The sequence below is a fragment of the Krasilnikovia sp. MM14-A1004 genome (genome assembly GCF_047159485.1).
Lineage (GTDB): Bacteria > Actinomycetota > Actinomycetes > Mycobacteriales > Micromonosporaceae > Actinoplanes.
The window spans coordinates 2,361,854-2,377,572 of sequence record NZ_AP038773.1 but is presented as its reverse complement, the minus strand read 5'-3'; the positions used below and the strand labels follow the sequence as shown (position 1 = coordinate 2,377,572).

The 15,719-nt window shown below is 70.2% G+C and carries 11 protein-coding genes; 5 read left to right on the top strand and 6 right to left on the bottom strand.

Translation table 11 applies throughout. The features are described 5' to 3' along the window. Positions 1 to 137: 137 nt before the first annotated feature. The 3 genes from ACMCNN_RS10860 to ACMCNN_RS10850 all read left to right on the top strand — a co-directional run bounded on the left by ACMCNN_RS10860 (position 138) and on the right by ACMCNN_RS10850 (position 3,669). Positions 138 to 1,250, top strand: a complete 1,113-nt coding sequence (locus ACMCNN_RS10860) for a hypothetical protein (RefSeq protein WP_412746049.1) — start codon at positions 138 to 140, stop codon at positions 1,248 to 1,250. A gap of 184 nt (positions 1,251 to 1,434) precedes the next feature. After that, positions 1,435 to 2,538 carry a phospho-N-acetylmuramoyl-pentapeptide-transferase gene (gene mraY / locus ACMCNN_RS10855; RefSeq protein ID WP_412746048.1) on the top strand — a complete coding sequence of 368 codons (1,104 nt, stop codon included), beginning with the start codon at positions 1,435 to 1,437 and terminating at the stop codon, positions 2,536 to 2,538. Positions 2,539 to 2,661: 123 nt separating this feature from the next. After that, entirely contained in the window at positions 2,662 to 3,669 is a 1,008-nt protein-coding gene (locus tag ACMCNN_RS10850; protein WP_412746047.1) for a hypothetical protein, read from the top strand. 22 nt (positions 3,670 to 3,691) lie between these two features. Here ACMCNN_RS10850 and ACMCNN_RS10845 read toward each other — a convergent pair whose 3' ends face one another. The 5 genes from ACMCNN_RS10845 to ACMCNN_RS10825 all read right to left on the bottom strand — a co-directional run bounded on the left by ACMCNN_RS10845 (position 3,692) and on the right by ACMCNN_RS10825 (position 11,953). Further along, positions 3,692 to 6,571: a helix-turn-helix transcriptional regulator gene (locus ACMCNN_RS10845; protein ID WP_412746046.1), complete on the bottom strand. Its 2,880-nt coding sequence runs from the start codon at positions 6,569 to 6,571 to the stop codon at positions 3,692 to 3,694. After that, positions 6,572 to 9,067: a LuxR C-terminal-related transcriptional regulator gene (locus ACMCNN_RS10840; protein WP_412746045.1), complete on the bottom strand. Its 2,496-nt coding sequence runs from the start codon at positions 9,065 to 9,067 to the stop codon at positions 6,572 to 6,574. A 258-nt stretch (positions 9,068 to 9,325) separates the two neighbouring features. After that, complete coding sequence (locus ACMCNN_RS10835) at positions 9,326 to 9,520, bottom strand: hypothetical protein (RefSeq protein ID WP_412746044.1); 195 nt, start codon at positions 9,518 to 9,520, stop codon at positions 9,326 to 9,328. Positions 9,521 to 9,665: 145 nt separating this feature from the next. Then, positions 9,666 to 10,115 carry a hypothetical protein gene (locus tag ACMCNN_RS10830; RefSeq protein ID WP_412746043.1) on the bottom strand — a complete coding sequence of 150 codons (450 nt, stop codon included), beginning with the start codon at positions 10,113 to 10,115 and terminating at the stop codon, positions 9,666 to 9,668. Positions 10,116 to 10,354: 239 nt separating this feature from the next. Then, a complete protein-coding gene (locus ACMCNN_RS10825; RefSeq protein ID WP_412746042.1) occupies positions 10,355 to 11,953 on the bottom strand; it encodes a GGDEF domain-containing protein in 1,599 nt (532 codons plus the stop codon). A gap of 545 nt (positions 11,954 to 12,498) precedes the next feature. Here ACMCNN_RS10825 and ACMCNN_RS10820 point away from each other — a divergent pair. Continuing rightward, the gene (locus ACMCNN_RS10820) at positions 12,499 to 14,103 is read left to right on the top strand and encodes a diguanylate cyclase (protein ID WP_412746041.1); all 1,605 of its coding nucleotides are present in this window, start codon (positions 12,499 to 12,501) and stop codon (positions 14,101 to 14,103) included. A gap of 226 nt (positions 14,104 to 14,329) precedes the next feature. Further along, a complete protein-coding gene (locus ACMCNN_RS10815) occupies positions 14,330 to 14,707 on the top strand; it encodes a VOC family protein (protein WP_412746040.1) in 378 nt (125 codons plus the stop codon). A gap of 221 nt (positions 14,708 to 14,928) precedes the next feature. Here the strand turns inward: ACMCNN_RS10815 and ACMCNN_RS10810 are convergent, their stop codons facing one another. After that, positions 14,929 to 15,666: an SDR family oxidoreductase gene (locus ACMCNN_RS10810; protein ID WP_412746039.1), complete on the bottom strand. Its 738-nt coding sequence runs from the start codon at positions 15,664 to 15,666 to the stop codon at positions 14,929 to 14,931. Between the last annotated feature and the right edge of the window lie 53 nt (positions 15,667 to 15,719).

Here is a 15,719-nt window from a genome sequence, read left to right as displayed (position 1 = left end):
CCGGGTGCCTGTCGTCCGGTGGCAGGCCACTCCCACGGCGCCTCGGCCGCAGGGCGTGCCATGCCACGGGGCTGTGCCCGACCACGTGTGGCCGCTACCGTGTCGCTTCCGCATGCACGATCCAGAACGAGGCAACGTTGACCGACAACCACCCCGACCAGGCGCCGGGATCCGAGCCGGGCTCTTTCGACAACACGTCCACGCCCGGTCCGATCAGACCGCCGTCGCCTTTCGCGGAGTGGGCCGGCCTCTCGCAGCCCGCATCTGCGCCGCCCCGGCCCGTCACGCCGGCGCCGGTCGGACAGCCGCCGCACATCCGGCCACCGGTCCTGCCGGGTCCTCCGCCGCCCGAGCAAGGGCCGGCCGCCGATCGGGTCTTTTACCGGGCACCGCTCGCCTACCCCGCCCCTCCGACGCCGTTTCCTCCCGGGCTCTCCCCCACTACCGATGATCCGCTGGTCAGCGTGGACTTCAACGGCTGGTGGAACCGCAGTTTCCGGCTCCTGAGGGCCGTCTGGCGGCAGGCCGCTCTCGTGCAACTCCTGTGGGCGGGGCCGATCGTGGTCGCCGGAGTACTGGCCAGCGTCTTCCACCCCAGCACCTTCACCCACCTGAGCGAACCATCGGCTGAGGTCCAGCCCGACTGGCGACCGCTGGTTCGGTCGCTGTATTACCTGGTTCCGATCGGTGTGCTGATCGGGTTGCTCGGTCTTCTCGCGTCTCTGGCCACGCTGCACCTGGTGGTACAGGCCGCGGTCGGCCGGCCGCCGTCGGTCCGGCACGCGCTGCGAACCGCAGGGCCACGCGTTCCCGCGTACATCGGTTGGGGGTTGCTCGGTGGTCTCTTGACCATGGCCGGCTTCGTCTGCTGCATCCTGCCCGGCTACTACGTGTCGACCGTCGTATTGATCCTGCCCACCGTGGTGCTGCTGGAGCGAGGTCGCGCTGTCGCCCGCTGTTTTCGGCTGTTCCACGCGCGGCCGGGTGACGCGCTCGCCCGCCTGGCCACCATCATCGGCCTCACCATTGCCATCAGCGTTGTGGAGCAGGCGTTCGTTCTCATTGTGATCGCGCTGCTCGGCCCATTCAGTACGGACCTGACGGCAGGGGCAGCATTCCTCGCCGGATCGATCATCGCGATCGCTTTCTCCGCCGCGTCCCAGGTCGTGCTGGCACCCATGAACGTCACCGCGTATGCCGACATGCGGGCACGTCACGAGCCGTTCTCCACCGCCCACCTCATTACCTGACCGCCGCAAATGGAGTTCGATCCACCGGATTCGTGTCGGCGAATGAAGAACCACGGCGCCGTGCGGTCCGGGGCTGCTCCGCTTGCTGTCGGATGGCAAACTCGTGTCCCGTGATCGATGATCTCGCGAAGGACCGGGCGACAATCGAGCGGGCTGCGCAGCCGGATCCGGTGGGGGCTCGTCCGTGAGGGCGGTCATCGTCGCGGCCGCGGTCGCGTTCATCGTCTCCCTGTTCGGCACACCGGTGGCGATTCGCGTCTTCGGCGCGCTCAACGCCGGCCAGCCGATCCGGTCCATCGGGCCGGCCGCCCATCTGGCCAAGAAGGGCACCCCCGTCATGGGGGGTGTCGTGTTCATCGTGGCGACCGTCGTCGCCTACGTCGCCGGACACATCGCCCTGACCACCCTGCCGAAACGGCAGATCGCGCAGGAACGGCCCAGCATGACGGCCCTCGTCCTGCTCGGACTGTTCGTCTTCTGCGGCGTGGTCGGCTTCCTCGACGACTTCCTCAAGGTACGTCGGCGCAACTCCGACGGACTGTCCGCCAAGGGCAAGTTGCTGGGCCAGGCGATCGTCGGCGGCGGGTTCGGCATCGCCGCGCTCTACGTGGCCAGCACCAACGGCCAGACCGTGGCCAGCGAGCACCTCTCGTTCATCCGGGACATCAGCTGGCTGGACGTGGGCAAGGTCGGCTCGGTGCTGATGTTCATCTTCGTGATCACGGCGATGTCGAACGGCGTGAACCTCACCGACGGCCTCGACGGCCTGGCCACCGGCGCGTCGATCCTGGTGCTCGGCGCATATGCGCTGATCGGGTTCTGGCAGTACCGGCACTGGTGCGCCGACGACGCGTACGCCCGCGTGAACGACTACTGCTACCAGGTCCGGGATCCCCTGGAGATCGCCATGATCGCGGCGGCGGCGGCCGCCGCCTGCGTGGGCTTCCTGTGGTGGAACACGTCCCCGGCGCGGATCTTCATGGGTGACGTGGGCTCGCTCGGGCTCGGCGGCCTGATCGGCGGGCTCGCGGTGGCAACCCGCACCACGCTGCTCTCGGTCGTGATCGGCGGGCTCTTCGTCATCATCGTGACGACCTGGGTGATCCAGATCGTCTCGTTCCGCACCACCGGTAGACGCGTCTTCCGGATGGTGCCGCTGCACCACCACTTCGAGCTGGCCGGATGGAGCGAAACCAACATCGTGGTCCGGTTCTGGATCGTGGCAGGCGTCTGCGTGGCGGCCGGGCTGGGCCTGTTCTACTCGGATTTCCTGGCGGCAGTGGGATAGCGCGCGACAAGCCTGTGCCGTGCCCCGCGGACTGCTCCCACTGATGCGGGGGCCCTCGCGCGGACGACATCCGTCCTGGTCAGGGGCCACACCAGCCGACGGAACACCGTTATGCTCCCCGCCGTGACCCGGACCTCGCCTGCACGGCCGCTGGACATTCCCGCACTGTTCCCCGGCATCAGCGCGTTCGCGAAGACCGCGACGCGGCTGCACCCCCGTCCAGGCGATCCGGGCATCCGGGACAGCCACATCGGCGGCATGGTGCTGTGGCCCGCAGCCGAGCCGTGGCCGACCTGCCACGAACCGCACGTCGTACCCACCGAGACGCCGATCCCGCGGGAACTCGCCGAGCAACTGAACAGGTCCATGAGCCCCGCCGTGATGGCGCAGCTCGCCGCGATGACGCCCGGATTCGCCGGTCTCGCCATCACCGACGACCGCGCATACATCGCCGGATCCACGACCGTGACCCAACCGACCCCGCTGGTGCCGGTGGCCCAACTACGCGCGACCGACATCCCCGACCTGCGCTGCCCGTCCGGAACCGACACCCTTCAGGTGCTCTGGTGCCCCAACGAGCACGGCGACGCCCACGACTTCGGTCCGGCTGTCCAGATCCGCTGGCGGGCATCCGGCAGCGTCACCGAAGCACTGCCCGCGGCACCCCCAGCCGCGGCCCACAAGGAGATCTACCTGCCGCGGCCATGTGTGCTGCATCCCGAGCAGATCGTCGAGTACCCCTGGTGGCAGGAACTGCCCGAAGAGCTCGGCCGGCAGGTCGACGAATTCGACCAGGGCCGCCAGTACGGTGAATACGACTACTACGCGGTCTCGCAGGCCCCGGGCTGGAAGGTCGCCGGATACCCGAACTGGGCAGTCAGCGACCTCAAGCCGATGAACTGCACCGGCTGCGGCACCTCCATGGACCTGCTACTGACGATCGACTCCACCGAGTCCATGGGCCTTCTGTGGCTGCCGGTCGAGGACTCCGGCCTGCAGCCCGACCGCACCGATCCCGCCTGGATCGCCGCACATGAACCCACCGGCATTTCGGTGGGCCGCCACAGCCAACTCCGGATCTTCATCTGCCCGACCTGCCCCGACACGCCGATCCGACCGAGCATCCAGTAACACCCGCCCGACCACGGCGTCGCTACTCTTGCGGCAGCTTGCCGGCCCGGCCCGAGTTGAGCCGATGGGCCAGGCCGCTGCGGGACCCCACGTTCAGCTTGGTGAACACCTTGGACAGGTACGTCTCGACGGTCCTGACACTGAGCCCGAGCTGCGCGCCAATCTGGGCGTTCGAGTAGCCGGCCGCGACGAGGTGAGCCACCTCGGTCTCCCGTTCGGTCAGCACGTCGTGGCGGAGCCCGCCACGGGGTCGGGACTTTCCGGCACCGATCCGCCGCTGTTCGGCCACCACCTTGGCGTGCATGAGCCGGGCGCCGGCGGCTGCGAACAATTCCTTGGCGCGCCGCAGCTCCTCCTGGGCAAGCGCACGCTTGCCGTCGGCGGCCAGAGCCGCGCCCAGCACGTGCCGGGCGTCTCCTTCGGCCAGGCGCATCCCGGCCGCTCGATACACCTCAGCCACCCGGCGCGCCTCGCCCGCGGCCTGCTGACACTCGCCGGTGGCGGTGAGGATTCGCGCCCGGATCAGCCGATGGATGACGTCCGCGCCGAAGACCGGTGCGACGGCTGCCGCCCGCTCGGCCCAGCCCCACGCCGCGTCGACCCGGCCGAGGGCGAGTTCCGCCATGGCGAGCAGGTCGTAGCCGTACGGCCGCATGCCGAGTGCGTAGGCGGACAGGTCGGGGCCGTCACCGGCTTCCAGCACGCGGTCGATGGCACCCTGCGGATCCCCTGTCGCGAGCTGGACGCGGGCCAGTGTCGCATCGGCATGGCCGCTCCACAGCTGACGCTCCTGCGGCAACGCCTCAAGTGTCTGCCGGGCGAGATGCTCAGCCTCATCCAGCCGACCCTGCAGGAACGCGATCTCGGCCAGCGCACCCAGGACCGCGGAGTACTGGGTGCGTTCGGACAGGGCACGCGCCACCTCGATCCCGGCCTCGGCGTGCTGCCGCGCGGCGGTCAGATCGCCGAGCCAGTTCTCGGCGGTGCACAGGCCGTACAGCAGCGGCGCCAGCAGGTGATACTGCCCGGTACGGCGGGCGCTCGCGACCCCGCGTCCGAAGTGCCGACGCGCGTCGCCGTGACGGTGCAGCCCGATCTCGGCCCATGCGATCTCCACGACGTACAGGTGCTGGGCCAGATCCGAATCCGGCACGCCGTCCAGGATGGCCATGGCCTGCTCGATGCAGCTGCGCGCCTGCTCGAAGTCTCCGCCATACGTGTTGCCGACGGCCAGCAGGCCGAGCGCTCCTGCCGTCTCCAGGTCAGCAGCCGGTCGATCGGAACCCTCCCCGAGCACCTGACCGATCCACTCCAGCGCCTCCAGCAGCCGCCCCGCCTGCGCCGAGCCGATGGCGAGCTCGAACTTGAGCGCCTTGGCCGACTGTCCGTCCTGATCGGACAGTCGCTGCAGGCAGGCATGCAGCAGCGCGACCGACTCCTCGTGGCGCCCGAGCAGGCGTTCCATGGTCGCGCAGAATCTCGCCGCCTCAGCATGCAGTGGTGCATCCGGTGCGACACCGGCCAGCAACGTGAGCAGCAGGTCACGGCTGTCGGCGAAACGACCGCTCGCCCCGAGCGCGCGGGCCCTGGCCAGAATCAACTCCTGGCGGCGCCCGTCGGCCGCCGGCAGCAGGTCGGCCGCGACGCCGAACCAGTGGGCCGCCAACACGGGTACGGTCAGTGCAGCCGTCCGCGCCGCTTCGGTGAGGGTCGCCACCGCGGCGTGGTCACCCGGCTTCGCCGCACGTTCCAGGTGGTGCGCCCGCAGCGCGGGCTGGGCACCGCATTTCTCCAGATGCCGCACTGCTCGTTCGTGCGCGACGCGCCGCCAGCCGGAGCCGGACTGGTGGTACACGGCGTTGCGTACCAGCGGGTGCCGGAACCGGAAGGTGCGTGCGAGCGCCTCCGGCCGCACGAGGTCACGCGCAGCCAGTTCATCGAGTCCGGCCAGAGCCTCGTCGACCGGTATCGACGCGACGGCACTGACCACCTCCGGGTCGAAACGGTCGCCGGCCACCGCGGCCGCCCGGCCCACCCGGAGCGCCCCGGGCGACAGCGCCGCCAACTCCCCCGACACCGCCTCCACGACCGGGCGCAGCGCCCCGTCGGTCATCGACAGATCGAGCAGCGGACCGATTTCGCCGGTACGGGTTCCTCCGGCCCGGATCAGCGTCTCCAGGTAGAACGGGTTACCTCCGCTGGCGGCGTACACCTGGTGGCGCACCGGCTCGACGACATCGGGCTCGAACAGCTCGTCCGCTTCCTCGCGGGTCAGCGGCCCGAGCGGGAAGGAGGCCTCGGCGCGTTCGAGCACTTCCCAGATCCGGCCGGTCGCCTGGCGGTGGCGCAACGCCACGGCGAACAGAACCGGGTTGGCCGGCGGGTTACGGACCAGGTAGTCGAGTAGATCGATGGAACCGGCATCCGCCCAGTGCAGGTCGTCGACGGTGAACATGAGTCCACCGTCCGCCGCGAGCACGTCCAGCGCCGCACGGACGGCCCGATAGAGCTCGTATCGGTCGATGCCTGCATCAGATGCCGGATCCGCCACCCCCGCTGGAGAGAAGGCCGCCCCGAGCAGGGCGCGCTGCGCGGCGTCCAGATGCGTCGGACCCTGTCTCTGCGCGGGCGCCGACGCCGCCGCATCCGGATGCACCAGGTGGGCGAGGGCCGGCGCCAGAGCCGTAGCGAAGATGCCGAAGGGCACGTCGTCGTCGAATTCGGCGGCCCGTCCCGACACGACAGTCCAGTTGCGCCCGGAAGCTCTGCCGCTCAACTCCTCGAGGAGCCGGGACTTGCCCGCTCCGGGCTCACCGGTGACCTCGACAAGGCCCGCGCCCTGCTGCATGAGCGCTTCGAGGCGCGCCAATTCCGACTGCCGCCCGGCAAACGTGCTCTTCACTCATCTCCCTCTCGTCGCGTCGGCGAGCCGCCCGGCGATCGCCGCACGGGACCGCAGCCCGGTCTTCTGCAGGATCCGGGCGACGTGCGCCTCGACCGTCCGGATGCTCAGAAACAGCACCTCCGCGATCTGCCTGTTGGACAGTCCGCGCGCCACCAACTCTTCGATCTCCCGTTCCCGCCGCGACAGGCCGGGCCCGCCCGGGGTCGGTTCGACGGCTGTGCCCGTACTCCCCGCGAGGGTGCGTGCCCGGTCGGAGGCGGCTCGCCAGCCCAGGGCGGCGAATCCGGCTGCGGCCGCGTGCGCCTCGGCGGCAGTGGCGGCCGTGTCGCCGGCTGCCCGCGCTACGTGCGCGTACGCCAGGTGCGCGTAGCTGCGCGCTCCGGTCAGTGCGCAGGCGTCGGCGATCCGTCCCGCCTCGCGGGCCCAGCCGCGCGCCCGGTCACCCTGGCCCAGGGCTGCGGCCGCCTCACTCGCCAGCGCACACAGCTCAGCGGAGCCGACCGTCCCGGCCCTCTCGTCCAGTACCCGCAAGCAGCCGAGTGCGTCGCCGGTCGCCAGCCGAACCGCAGCCAGGGCGGTCTCGGGCAGGCACGCCCATTCCAGGACCGTCGACCGCGTCGCGGCAACGGCTGCCTCGGCATACCGCCGCGCGCCCCTGGCGTTGCCCCGGCCCAGCTCGACGAAGGCACGCAGAGCGCCCGCGATGCCCGGCACGTCTGCGCGAGCGATGACGGGCAGCTGATCGTGCACCGCTCGGAGGGCGTCCAGGGCTTCGACCGGACGGCCCAGCCGAACATGTGCCGCGGCGACAGTCAACAGCAACTGCGGCAGCACGTACGACCGACCGCTCTGCGCGCTCACCGTCAGGCCACGCCGCGCGTACCGGATGGCGTCGTCGTCCCGCTCCAGGACGAACGCCGCCCGGCCGGCGTGCCACAGCAGCTCGATCCGATCCGTGAGATCCGGGTCGGCGAGGCCCGCCAATGCGCCGTCGACCCGGCGCAGACAGGTGCGCGCGGCGATGACATTCACACCGTGCGCGGCGTGCAGGGTTTGGACGATGAGTTCGCCCAGCTCGCCCTCGGCTTCCTGTGGGTCGACGGCGCCCCCGTGCAGAAGGGTGATCAGGGCTCGGTCGACCGCCAGGCGCCGTACCTCCGGATCCGTTCCGGGACGTTGATGCAGCTCTGCGGCGAGCATCGCCGCGGCCTCCCGCGGCCGCCCCGACGCCTCGTCCAGGAAGGCCGCCAACCGAATCGCGCGCGTCCGTTCCGGGCTGCCCGTGGGCAGGGACCGCAGCAAACCCTGGACGAGACCATGGGCGTCGCCGAACTCGCCGATCGCGGTGAGGGCGTCGGCCTGCGCACACAGCGCATGCGTCCGGGCATCGTCGTTCGTCGACAGGGTCGCCGCCGCGCTCCACCACCGCACGGCCAACGCAGGCCGAGCCCGCGACGTCATGATTGCGGCTTCGGTGAGGACGTCGAACGCGTCCCGGTCCCCCTGCCGCCCGGCCACGGCGACGTGGCGTGCCAGAACCGCCGCCGGCGCAGCGCGCGTACGGAGAAAGTCGGCTGCGCGGCCATGCGCCGCCAGACGCCAGCCGGCCCCCGCCATGCCGTGCGCGGTGCCCCGCACGACCGGATGCCGGAACGCATGGCCGGCACCCGCAGGTCGAATCAGGTCCCGCTCCGCCAGATCCCGCAGGCACCTCTCGGTCGTCTCCAGCCCCAGCTCAGCCACCGCCGCCACCGGCGCTGCCTCGAAAGGATCCCCGATCAGCGCCGCCGACTGCGCCACGACCAGCGTCTCGCCGTCGAGCGCGCCGATTTCAGCAACCAGCGGACCGCCCACCGCCCCGATCTCGTAGTCGCCGGGATGTGTCAGCGCGTCGGATGTCGCTGCGCTGTGGGCCAGCGCCATCAGGTACGCGGGCACGCCACCGCTCGCCTCCACGAGCAGGCGGCGCCGCCAGGGATCTGCGATCGGACCCAGGAGTTCATCCGCGTCGGCGGGTGCGAGGGGCCCCAGATCGATGCCGGCTCCGTCGAGAGGTACGCGTCCGCGCATCTGCCGGGGGCGGTAGGCCACGGCAACCACCAGTGGGAGCCCCGCCTCGGCGAACATGTCCCGCAGGACGCCCGCCGACGAGGCATCGGCCCAATGGAAGTCGTCGAGGAGCAGGACCGTTCGGGAGGCGCGACACACTTCGGTGAGCACCCCGCGCAGGGAGGCCGTTGTCCGGGCTCGTCCGCCGACCAGGTCCGCCAGCACCGCATGCGGGATGTCGCGCTGCCGCTGGGTGGCTCGCCCGGCCAGGACTCGCCAGCCGGCTCGGTCGGCCAGCTTCCCGAGTTCGGCCAGCAATCGGGTCTTGCCCATGCCCGGATCTCCGCCGATCTCCAGGATCCGGCCGGCCGGCTCGTTCAGCTCCCGCCTGAACAGCTCGAGCTCGCGGTCCCGGCCGGCAAGGCCGGCCCCCGCTGCACGCACGATTCCTCCATGACCAGGGTGCATCGCGCGGACTCGGCCCTGCGCCTGACGGTGGCTGATCGTAGTACCGCCTCGCATCGGCCTGTGCCGATGGGAGGGGGGGCTCACGCAGCGTCAGGAGCCGTTCGTCGTGCAACTGCCGCCGGCAACCGGCTGGCACGGGCTGCCTGGCTTGCTGGTGGAAGGGAACCGGACAGCTGAGGCGGACGTCCACCCGGGTCAGGGCAGGAGAGGGCTGGACGTCCGTTTCGATGACAGTCAGTAGCCATCGGTGGGCCGCGGTACCCCGGCCGCAGCGGGCTCCGCCTTCTTGAACCGAAGGATTGTCCCGCTGTGAAGGGCGGGCTGCGGCGTCCGACGCAGCGTGTCGTCGAACTGTTCGATCGTGCGGGCGTCGTTGTAGCTGGCGTTCGCCTGGATGCCGGGGAAGTTCGCGGTGGTGGGTGTCGCCACACCGTAGTCCTGTTTGTACCCCGGGCACTGATCGGCCGTAACGGCGTCCGCGGCGGCGTGAACGGAACGGGCCCGGGTAGCCCGATTGCGGCTACCCGGGCCCATGCTCCGCACACCGTTCGATGGCGGAAGCTCCGTCCGAGTGTTACTGCTTCTTGCAGTGGATGTCGTACGTGTCCGCGTGGTGGTACGTTCCGCCGACGTAGATCGTCGGGAGCTCCGATGACTTCGAGCAGTACTTCTGCCCGTAGTTCATCCAGTCATCGATCCACTGTTCCTTGATGGTTTCGGCCGTCGGGTCGTAGCGAACCAGCATTTTCACGTGCGCGGCGTTGGCCCTGATCTGGAGCTTGTGGCCGGCCCCATGCCCGTAGGTGCCGCTCCAGTCATGGTCGATCTCGTTGCCGTTCGCGTCGTACGCCCACACGTCCGCGTACGCGTAGTACCAGCCTTCGTTGCGGAAGTTGATCGTGATCTTTTCGTCGGCCGCGATTTTGGCGTCCGCGATGTGAGCCGCCGGCGCCGCCGTGGCGGGAGCGCCGACGCCGACGGTGGCGGCAAGCGCAGTGGCAAGACCGGCCAGCAGGCCAGCCATTCGGATACGCATCGAACGAGTTCCCCTCTTGAGTCCCGGCGCCCGGCTGCAGCGGCACCGCGTTGACGCGAGAGACGATTCCGCATACGGCCGTCGCGCAGCACCCGGGAAAACACCTAACGTCGGCGCCCGGGCGGCCCTGCGGTAGTTGCCGACGACACGGCGGATCAGCCAGTACAGTGCGTCGGCGTCGCCCCACATCATGCCCGCACGACCGTTGCGTGTCGGGGGCCCGAGGGTCAGGCGGCGATCTGGTCGCGGCCGGCGCGTTTGGCCCGGTAGAGGTTGGCGTCGGCGGCGTCCACGAGTTCGTGGGCGGGCATGCCGGGGTGATGTGCGGCGAGCCCGACACTGATGCTGACCCGCAGGCCGGGCGCGATGTCGTCGAAGACGGCGGCGGCGACGGTGGCCCGGATCCGTTCCGCGACGTGTGCGGCGCCGGCCGGGTCGGTGCGCAGGAACACGACGAACTCGTCCCCGGCGTAGCGGATCGCGACGTCCTCGGCGCGGCAATTGGCGGTCAGGGTTGCGGCGATCTCCTGCAGCACCCGGTCCCCGGCGCCGTGCGAGTACCTGTCGTTGATGGCCTTGAACTTGTCCACGTCGATGAAGAGCAACACGATCGGCACCGGCGTCCGGTCGGCGTCGAGGTCGGCGAGCAGCTGATCGAAGCGGCGGCGGTTGCCGAGCCCGGTCAGCGGGTCGTGCAGCATTGCCGCTTCGGCCGTGCGCCGCGCCTGTTCCTGTTCCTCCCGCTGGCGGGCCTGGCGCAGCATGGCGACACGTTGCAGGCGCTGCTGCCACAGTTGCCGCGCCTGCCGGTCGATCAGGTTGCGGAGATCCCGGCCGTCCCGGTCGCCGGCGGATTGTTCCGCGAGGCGTGCGAGTTCGAAGTCCACGACGAGCTGTTCGCTGGCCGAGCCGCTGGCTCGGATGACCTCGGAGGCCGCCACGATTTCCCGGCGTGCGGCAGTCACCTCGCCCCGGGCCCGATGCACGATCCCGAGCGCCAGGTGGGCCGGCCACGCCGCGTGCGTGTCGCCGCTGGCGCGTAGCGCGAGCACGACGTCGGCGGCGATCCGTTGCGCCCGGTCCAGCTCGCCGAGCTTGGCCAGCGCCAGCGCGTGCAGTGCGGCGGGTGGCCGTGCCACGTCACGTCCGGCGTATCGCCCGCCCCAGCGTTGGAAGATCGCAGCGGCGATCCGTAGCCGGGCACGGGCTTCGGCGTGGTCGCCGAGTTGATCGAGCCGCAGCCCCCATTGCATCAGCGAGTCGGCGTAGACGAGGTCGTGGTTGGCGGTCGGGTCGGCTCGGTCCTCCGGCGCCCAGAAGAGCGAGAGCTGCTGGTACGTGGCGTGTGCGGTCTCGTAGAGTTCCGCGCTGTTGGCGGCTCGGATCATCGAGCTCAGCGCCGCGACGTAGCGGTCGTTGCGGACCGCGGTCTGTTCCAGCAGCAGTCCGGCCCGGGCGAGGTGGCCCATCGCCTCGGTGACCCGGCCGGAACGAAGGTAGAGGTCGGCCACGTCTGCCAGGGTCTTCGCGACAGCGACCACCGAGCCCGTGGATTCGTGATGGTGCAGCAGCTGCTCCCCGACGGCGATCGCCTCCGGGAAGTGACCCAGGTGCATGTAGAGAAACATGCGCCCCTGGAGCAGGAAGCCGCTGGTCTGCCGGTCGCCGAAGGCGCGGGCCAGGGGCTCGAAGACGGTCAGCGCGTCCAGCGTCTCGTGCACCCGGCCGCTCAGCGCCATCAGGTGCACCTGTTCGGCCAGGGCGTCGAGCGTCCCGTACGGCGACACCGGCACCGGCAGCAACGCCTCGTCCGCCCTGTCGGCCACGTCCGCCTCCGAACCTTGCCTGTACCAGATCACAATCTGCCCCCGAGAGCATCTTCGACCCGATGCCGCCGGTCCTGAGCGCTCGCCTGCCATCCCTCTCGAGCTGGCCGCTTTTCCTCAGACCTTTCCCCGGAGGCATGCCTCCGGGCGGAGCACCTGGCCCCGAATCGAGGGGCCGACGGCAGCAGGGACCTCGATCGCCGGTTCCAGTAGTGAAATCGGGTGAGGAGGGCGCGGAGCTGGTCGGCCAGGGGTGGCGAGTTCCCGGACGGACCGCTGAGATTCGGCGGTGTCACCGCTGGCGGTCGTGGTGGAAAGGGGCGGTAAACCGACGGCGTGGCGTCCTGACCTGCCGTTGAGCGCGTAGTCGGTCAACAACGGCCTTGCCAAGGACACGCGGTCCACGGATTGTCATCGAGCCGGGCTTTCCGGGCGGGTTCCAGGTGACCCGCCGACTTGCCCGACACTCGCGGACCACCCGAACCCTTACTGATCAGGGTCTAGGGTCGAGGACGGCCGATCGGAGAGCGTGGAGGCCGGGTGTGGTGAGCGACGATCGTGCGATGGGCGCCCGGGAGCTGTCGGCCGCCCTGCTGAAGCTGGAAGAACAGGTCGTCGGCGACGCCGAGGCCGGTTACGCCACCGCAACCCGCCTCGAGCAGCGCGCCACGGTCCTGGCCGACGAGAGCCTGCTCATGCGGGCCCGGCTGTGCCGGACCACCCTGGCGCTATCGACCGGCAGACTCGGTGGAATCGCCCGGCAGCTCGATGACATCCGGACGTGGGCCCAGCAGCACGACGACCGCCTGCTGCAGGCCCGCACCCACCTCATCAGCTCGGTCATCGAACGGATGGCCGGTGACGCGGCCAAGTCCCTGGAGCACGCGCTGAGCGCGGTGGAGCTGCTCGACGAGACCGCTACCCCGTACACGCAGATCAAGCACCGCACCAAGCTTGCCGACGCGCTGGCGCTGACCGGCGCGATGGACGCAGCGCGGCTGCGCTACCGGCAGGCCGAGGACCTGTCGCGGGCTGCACAGCAGTGGGAACGGCTGATCATCCTGCTCAACAACTGGGCCTTCGTCGAACACGAGGCCGGTGACTTCCCCCGCGCGCAGCAGGTCGCCGGCCGCATGGTGCAGTATGCGGAGGTCCACGGCATCGAGCTGGACCTGGCGGCCCTGCACACGCTGGCCGACATTCAGGTCGCGAACGGCGAGTACAGCCAGGCCGCACAGACAGTGGGCAGGTGCATCGCCCGGCATGAGGCTGGAGAGGTCGACGACGCGGACGACCTGGCGTACTTCCTGCTCACGCTTGCCCGGGCGCAGCGGGGACTCGGTGACACGGCGGCGGCGCAGCAGAGCCTGGACGCCTGCCGCGCGCGATGCGGCGAGAGCGGGCTGAACGGGCTGCTGGTTCAGGTGCACCGGGAGCAGGCCGAGCTGCACGCGGCGCGCGGCGACTACGCGGCCGCGTTCACCGCGCAGAAGGAGTTCGTCGCCGCCCGGGAGCGTCTGCACTCGCAGGAGCGGGACGCCGAGGCGCAGAGCCGGCTTGTCATCTTCGAGACCGCCGAGGCGCGCAAGGAGGCCGGGCGCTTCCGCGAGCAAGCCCTGCGCGACCCGCTGACGGGCCTGCGTAACCGCCGTTACGTCGACGAGGAACTGTCCGCCATGATCGCCGCGGATCCCGGGTTGAGCGTGGCGCTGGTCGACATCGACCACTTCAAGCGGATCAACGACGAGTTCTCCCACGACACCGGCGACCAGGTGCTTGTCCAGGTCGCAAAGCTGCTGGAGGCGGCCCTGGCCGAGGTCTCGCCGGACGGGTTCGTCGCCCGGCTCGGCGGCGAGGAGTTCCTGGCCGTGCTGCCGGGGACCCCCGTCACCGAGGCGGCCGCCGAGCTCGACGCCATCCGGCAGGCGATCGCCGAGCAGGTCCGCGACGGCCTCCCCCACGACCGGTCGGTCACCGTCAGCATCGGCATCGCAGCAGCCGACGAGACCTCGCCACCGGCCCAGTCCAGCGCGCTCGCCGACGCCGACCGCAACCTGTACGCCGCCAAACACCAGGGCCGCAACCGCGTGGTCACCGGAACTCCCCGGGAGCGCCTTCAGCGCGCCTACCGCGACCGCGAGGCCACCTGATACGTGTCATCGACGGGGTCACCAAACGGTGGCTGTGGCTTCACGAAGTTCCACCGAACGCCACGTGGCGCAAGCGGCCGCTCGGCTGGTGGAGTCTGTTCGTGGGCCGGACTGGGCAGACGCTGCTCATGACATCGGGCATGCTGTGGGTATGACTGAGGGGCTGAGAGATCGTTCCGTGCAGCCCGGCGACACGGTGCCCGCTTCGCCATCAGTGATCTCTGTGATGCTGATCGTCCCGGATGCCGACGCTGCGGTCGCCTGGTACAAGGCTGCGCTCGGCGCGACAGAGCTGTGGAACCTTGGTGGCGTGGCGGGCCTTGAGATCAGTGGCGCGGCCTTCTTCCTCCACGAGGTCAATCCCGAGAACCCCACAGAGACCAGTCCGGGCCGGGCGGGGGTCACGAGCACCCGCATCGAGGTGTTCGGCGATGATCCCGACACCTTCATCGAGCGTGCCGTGGCCGCGGGCGCGATCGCCGGAGCGGGAATCGAGGATCACCACGTGCCCTGGGGGACGCACCGTCAAGGTGGCTTCACGGACCCGTTCGGTCACAAGTGGTCCGTGGGCGACAGGTCACCTCTGGGTCCGTTCCCACGCTGATCGGGCCGGCCCGTCGAATGCGACGCAGGATCGCGCCCGGCGGTCCGGCCAGCTCTGATACGAAGTGTCAATGCCCGCGCTGGGTCCGGAAATGGGTCGCCCCGGACCGAACCGTTGAGAGCGGACGGTGTTGGACGGGCGCGGAGTCCTCGGTAGAAGAAGGTCTGCCAAGACTCAAGTGCCGAACCTGCCCGCCCCGACGTGCGGCCAGGGATCGTCCCTTACCAGGGGACGACGCCTTCGTCGTCGAAGAAGGCGCCGGACGGGCCGTCATTGGGCAGGGTGGCGAGCCGGATCGCTGTGGCCGCGCCCTGCGCGGGGGTGCGGGGGCCGTGGAAGCCGGTGAAGGCGGTCGCGACCAGGCCCGGGCAGGTGGCGTTGATCAGGATGTTCGTCCCGGCGAACTGTCGGGCGTATTGGACGGTCACGGCGTTGAGAAACGACTTCGACGGCGCGTAGGCCGCCATGACCGGACCGACCTCGACCTCCGGATCGGCTTGCAGGGTCACGGAGCCGACACTGCTGGAGATGTTGACAATGCGCGGTGAGGATGAGCGCCGCAGCAGCGGCAGCATCGCGTTGGTCACCCGGATCACGCCGACGACGTTCGTCTCCACGACCCTGCGGACCAGGTCGAGGTCGAGCGTGGTCGGGTCCTGCACCCAGTCCGCACCCAGCTGTCCGGAGATGCCGGCGTTGTTGACGAGTACGTCCAGCCGGCCGGCCTGCCGCTCGATCAGTTCCGCCGCGCCGGTGACACTCTGGTCGCCGGTGACGTCCAGCGGTACACCGAACGCGTCGACACCGGCGGCGCGCAGCTTCTCGACGGCGGTGTCACGCCGGACCGCGTCCCGCGCTCCCACGGCCACGCGGTATCCGAGGGCTCCGAGCCCGGTGCCGATCGCGTAGCCGATTCCCTGGTTCGCGCCGGTGACCAGCGCGATCTTCGTTTCGATCATGGTGTCCAGGCTCGCTCCCCGGTGGACCCGCCGGCCAACACCGATCGGGTTCG